Raw genomic sequence first — 5,513 nt, 5'->3', positions numbered from 1 at the left:
GTTGCCCACCGAGTCGGGGGTGAAAGCGCCCTGCGTGATGTGGCCCTGGGTCTTGCCCTGGATACTGATATAAGCGGGAGTCGGCATGAATGCTGTCCTTGTTGTTGGAACCGACACGGCCCTCGGACCGTGTTGCCATCGGTGACGGCGCCGTAGCTACTGCAAGCGCCATGCCAGCGCACACACGCAAATATCTTGAGCCTTGACTATCAAGGCTTTAGCGCCGTTTCAAGGCGCCTTTACTCGGGAGAACGCAACGCTGTGACGGCAAAAATCGATTTTTTGACCGCTATTTCGGGCCATTTTTGGCCCGCTCCAATTCAACTCATTGAAAACAAACAGAATTAAGCGGGCCATTTTTGACCCGATCGGGCCAAAAATGGCCCGATCACCGTCAAGGGGCCGTCTACCGCGAATAAAAGAGAAACCTCCCCGCACTGCCAATTCCCCGGATCGTGACCCGCAATCACGCGCGCCAAGCCGGCGGCGCCATCGACCCAGTCGCTGACGCGCCCTGCGGTCTCTCGCCGCCGCCGCGAAGGGCGACGCGGCCTACCATTTGGAGCACCCGGCCGGGACAGCGGACCTCAATCACAAGCCGAACCATGCCCCGTTTCTTACGGCGCGACGACTCGCCCGACGCACGCGGCGATCGTATCCCGCACGCGCACGATCGCCGGGTCGCGCTGCGTGCTGGTGCGCCAGCCGATCTCCACGGGGTAGCTCGGCAGGTCAACCGGGCACGCGAGCGCGCGCAGCGACGTCGATTGCGCGATTGCGCGGGCGGCGTGGGCCGGAATCGTCGCCACCGCATCGGAGCCGGCGAGCAGGTACGGCAGCGCGGCGAAATGCGTGGTCGACGCCGCGACGCGCCGCTTGTGGCCGAGCGCGGCCAGCGCGTCGTCGACGATCCCGATCACGCCGCCCGACGACACGAGCAGGTGGTCGCGCTGCAGGAAATCGTCGAGCGTCAGCGTCCGCGGCGCCGGAGCGCGCCCGGCCGGATCGATCACGCACGCGTAGCCGCCGGTCGCGACCGCGCGCCGGCTGAGCCCGTTCGCCGAAAACCCGCCCGATGCGATCGCGAGATCGACGCCGTGCCGCAGCAGCGCGTCGCCGGCGATGCCGCTGTGCGTCTGCCGGAAGATCAGCCGGATCCCCGCGGCTTCCTGCGCGACCGCGTCGATCAGTGCACGGCCGAGCGCGATCTCGAAGTCGTCCGACAGCCCGACCGAGATCGTGCGGCCGATGCGCTCGCCGCCGTCGGCCGCGATCGCGAGGCTTTCGCGGCAGCGGTCGAGCGCATCGGACAGGATCGGCTTCAGCTCGTCCGCGCGCGGCGTCGGCGCCAGGCCGCGGCCGGTGCGCGCGAACAGCGGATCGCCATAGATCACGCGCAGCCGTGCGAGCGCCGCGCTGACGGCCGACTGCGTGAGGCCGAGCCGCAGCGCCGCGCGGCTCGCGCCGCCTTCCTCGTACAGCGCCTCGAATACCTTCAGCAGATTCAGGTCGAGGCCGGCGATATCATCGGCATTCATGTCAGTTATCGTTTTATCGATTTGATAGATGACATCATATCGATAAAGATGGCGTCACTCTCACCCATTCACCAGGAGATGCCCTCATGCCCACCTCAGTCATCGCCGCGCTGCAGATCGGCGCATCGCCCGCCGGCACGCGCGCCACGCTCGACACGGTCCTCGGCTACGAAACCGCGATCCGCGACAGCGGCGCATCGCTCGTCGTGCTGCCCGAGGCCGTGCTCGGCGGCTATCCGAAGGGCGAGATCTTCGGCACGCGGCTCGGCTACCGGCTGCCGGAGGGGCGCGACGCGTATGCGCGCTACGCCGCGCAGGCGATCGACGTGCCGGGGCCCGAAACCGACGAGCTGGCCGCGCTGTCGCAGCGCACGGGCGCGAGCCTCGTGGTCGGCGTGATCGAGCGCGGCGGCAGCACGCTGTACTGCACGGCGCTGTTTTTCGATCCGCGCGACGGGCTCGTCGCGAAGCACCGCAAGCTGATGCCGACCGGCACCGAGCGGCTGATCTGGGGGCAGGGCGACGGCTCGACGCTGCCGGTGGTCGACACCGCGGCGGGCCGCGCGGGCGCCGCCATTTGCTGGGAGAACCACATGCCGCTGCTGCGCTGCGCGATGTACGCGAAAGGCGTGCAGATCTGGTGCGCGCCGACCGTCGACGAGCGCGACGTGTGGCAAAGCTCGATGCGTCACATCGCGCACGAAGGGCGCTGCTTCGTCGTGAGCGCATGCCAGGTGCAGCCGTCGCCGCGCGCGCTGGGCATCGACGTGCCGGGCTGGGATCCCGAACGTCCGCTGATTCGCGGCGGCAGCGTGATCGTCGGGCCGCTCGGCGACCTGCTGACGGACCCGCTGATCGGCGAGCCCGGGCTCGTGACCGCGCGCATCGATACCGACGAACTGGTGCGCGCGCGCTACGACTTCGACGTGGTGGGGCACTATGCGCGCGCCGACGTGTTTTCGCTGCACGTCGACGAGCGGCCGAAGCGCGCGGTGGTATTCGGGCAATGACGGACGTTGCCGGGGCGTGAACGCCCCGGCGAACGAACGGCGGCGGCCGCCGCCGTGCGTGTCAGCGCATCGGCGCTTCCGCGATCCGCATGTAGTCGGCGATGCGCCGTCCTTCCATGTCGGGAAACTGCTCGTGCACGGTGATGTCGCCCATCCGCGCGATGTCGAAGGTGCGGAAGTCGTCGCGCAGTTCGCACCACGCGCCGATCGTCCAGCGTCCGCCCCAGTAGACGAGCCCGAGCGGCCACACGCGGCGGCGCGTATGGGCGCCGAGCCGGTCGCGGTAGTCGAAGCCGACGATGTGGCGCGTGTCGACCGCCTGGTGGATCGCATCGACCTTCCCGCAAAACGCCTCGTCGATGTGGAACGACGGCGCGAACACCGGCAGCCGATCGAGTGCCGTGCGCTTGTCGGCCGGCATCGCGGACGCGATCTTCGCGAGGGCCGACCGCGCGCCGCCGGCAAAGCGCGCACCGCCCCAGGTCTCGAGCATGCGTGCGCCGACCGCGAACGCCGCGAGCTCCTCGGCGGTGAACGTGAGCGGCGGCAGGCTCGCGTTGCGGTTCAGCCGGTAGCCGATGCCGGCTTCGCCTTCGATCGGCACCCCTGACAGTTGCAGGTCGCGCACGTCGCGATAGACCGTGCGCGGCGACACCGACAGCCAGTCGGCGAGCTGCTGCGCGGTCGTCAGACGGCGCCCGCGCAACAGCTCGGCGATCTGGAACAGACGGTCGGCACGGCGCGTCATGGCTGCACCTCGACTCCAACGGCTACGGGGACTTCGCGATGATAGCGCCGCGCCGGCCCGGCTGACGGTGCGCTCAGTGGCATTTCGGCGCGTGCAGGCCGACGCGGTTGCCTTCGGTATCGATCAGATAGCCGATGTAACCGTAGTTGTTCGGCAGCTCGACGACCGTGCCCTGCACGATGCCGCCTGCGCGCTTCACGCGTTCGAGCGCCGCGACGACCGACTCGCCGGCGTTCAGGTAGACGAGCACGCCGTTCGCGCTCGGTTTGATCTGCTGCGGATCGAACACGATGCTGCCGCCCGTGCCCGACGCTTCGTGATCGAACATGGCCATCGGCACGCCGCCGATGACTTCGCGCTGCAGGTTGGTCTGCAGCACGGTTTCGTAAAAACGGATCGCACGATCGAAATCCAGGGACGGAATGTCGAACCACGCGATCGCGCGTTCCAGGGTTGCGGTTGCAGTGGTTGCAGCGGTTGTAGTTGCGGACGTCACGACGAGCTCCTTGTTGTTCGGGTTCTTGATGGAAACCAGCCTTGCATTGCGCCGGGATTGCAGTGTGAGCGCGTGCTGCTGACAGCGTGCTGTCAGTAGTCATCGCGGTGCTGACATCAGGCACAAGGCGCTTTCGATCGGCGGTGTCGCTGTCGGTGGCGTCCGGCCGGATGGCGCCGCGCTTGCGCGCGCATAGGCGCGCGGCAGGTGCGGCACCACGAGCATCGGCGCCGCGCAAAGCAAAACGCCCGGCGGGTGCCGGGCGTCGTCAGGATGTCAGCAGGCGGCCGCAGCGGCTGCCGTGCGTGCGTCGTGCGTCACGCGTCGCCTTCCGGCGTGGCCGGGCGTGCCTTCACGCTGCCCGCGATCAGGTCGAAGCGGAACAGCCGGCATTCGAGCGCGCCGTTGAACAGCGGCGTCTTCGCCGATTCACGCAGCCGCAGCTGGCCCGGCAGCGAGCGGTCCGACGTGAGCAGGAACGCCTGCCAGCCGGTGAAGCGCTGCTTCAGCGCATCGCCGAGCGCGTTGAAGAACTCGCTGTCCGGCGCGTCGGTGTGCGTGCGGCGGAAAGCGTCGTCGTTGCCGCGGTTGCGGCCCGTCTCGCGCACTTCGCCGCGCGCGCTGCGGCCGCGCACTTCGATCCGCTCGCCGTACGGCGGGTTCGCGAGGAGGATGCCCGGGCCGTCGCACGGCGGCGTCATCCCGCGCGCGTCGACCTGCTTGAGCCATACCGACGGCACGCCCGCGCGTTCGAGGTTCGCGCGCGCCTTCTCGAGCATGTCGCCGGAAATGTCGCTGCCGTACACGCCGAGCGCTTCGCCGCGCTTGCCGCGCGCCGCGCGCTTCGCGTCGAGCGCGGGCACCTTCAGCCCCTGCCACGCGGTGATGTCGTACTGCTTGAGTTTTTCGAAGCCGAAGCGGCGCTCGACGCCCGGCGCCACGCCGAGCGCGATCTGCGCGGCTTCCGCGAGGAACGTGCCGCTGCCGCACATCGGGTCGTACAGCGCGGTGCCGGGCGTCCAGCCCGTCAGGCGCAGGATGCCGGCCGCGAGGTTCTCGCGCAGCGGCGCCGCGCCCTTGTCGAGCCGCCAGCCGCGCTTGAACAGCGGCTCGCCCGACGTATCGAGGTACAGCGTGCATTCGGTGGCTGTCAGGAACGCGAACACGCGCACGTCCGGCGCACCCGTGTCGATGCTCGGCCGCGAGCCGGTTTTCTCGCGCATCCGGTCGCAGATCGCATCCTTCACGCGCAGCGTCGTGAATTCGAGGCTCTTCAGCGGCGACTTGATCGCGGTGATGTCGATGCGCAGCGTCTGCGTCGACGCGAACCAGCGTTCCCACGGCTGCTCGAGCGCGAGCGCGTAGACGTCGTGCTCGTTGCGGTACGGGCCGTGCGCGATCTTCAGCAGGATCCGGCTCGCGATCCGCGAATGGAGGTTCGCGGCCATGCCGGCGGCCCAGCCGCCGCTGAAATGCACGCCGCCCGGCACCTGCGCGCCCGCAGTGAACGGCGCGCCGTTCAGATGAGCGCCGGCGATCTCGGCCAGCTCGGCGGCAAGCGCCGCTTCGAGGCCGCGCGGGCAGGGAGCGAAGAATTCGTACAGGGTGGGCGAGGACATAAGGCGGGTGAGGACGTGCAAAAGTCCACTATTGTACGCGGCGCGGGCGGCCGGAGCCGGCGTTGCGTCCGATTCGGGGCGCGCGCGCCGATGCACCGGCCG

5 protein-coding genes are annotated in these 5,513 nt (G+C 69.0%); 1 reads left to right on the top strand and 4 read right to left on the bottom strand.

From position 1 onward, the window contains the following. Window positions 1–617: 617 nt before the first annotated feature. On the bottom strand, window positions 618–1,538 hold the full coding sequence (locus O1Q03_RS39660; protein WP_269511553.1) for a LysR family transcriptional regulator: 921 nt from the start codon (window positions 1,536–1,538) through the stop codon (window positions 618–620). Window positions 1,539–1,624: 86 nt separating this feature from the next. On the opposite strand from O1Q03_RS39660, the gene O1Q03_RS39655 reads away from it, so the two are divergent. Next, window positions 1,625–2,548, top strand: coding sequence for a carbon-nitrogen hydrolase family protein (locus O1Q03_RS39655; protein ID WP_269511550.1), 924 nt, complete (start codon window positions 1,625–1,627; stop codon window positions 2,546–2,548). A gap of 61 nt (window positions 2,549–2,609) precedes the next feature. On the opposite strand, the gene O1Q03_RS39650 is transcribed toward O1Q03_RS39655, so the two are convergent. The 3 genes from O1Q03_RS39650 to O1Q03_RS39640 form a co-directional block, all read right to left on the bottom strand. Further along, entirely contained in the window at window positions 2,610–3,296 is a 687-nt protein-coding gene (locus O1Q03_RS39650; protein ID WP_269511547.1) for a helix-turn-helix transcriptional regulator, read from the bottom strand. A 73-nt stretch (window positions 3,297–3,369) separates the two neighbouring features. After that, window positions 3,370–3,792 carry a VOC family protein gene (locus O1Q03_RS39645; protein WP_269511545.1) on the bottom strand — a complete coding sequence of 141 codons (423 nt, stop codon included), beginning with the start codon at window positions 3,790–3,792 and terminating at the stop codon, window positions 3,370–3,372. 317 nt (window positions 3,793–4,109) lie between these two features. Beyond that, a complete protein-coding gene (locus tag O1Q03_RS39640) occupies window positions 4,110–5,411 on the bottom strand; it encodes a THUMP domain-containing class I SAM-dependent RNA methyltransferase (protein WP_269511543.1) in 1,302 nt (433 codons plus the stop codon). Window positions 5,412–5,513: the final 102 nt, after the last annotated feature.

Origin of the sequence: Burkholderia sp. IMCC1007, from assembly GCF_027257875.1 — a bacterium.
Taxonomy (GTDB): domain Bacteria; phylum Pseudomonadota; class Gammaproteobacteria; order Burkholderiales; family Burkholderiaceae; genus Burkholderia.
The sequence above is the reverse complement of the archived record's forward strand: the minus strand, read 5'-3'. Positions and strand labels throughout refer to the sequence as shown.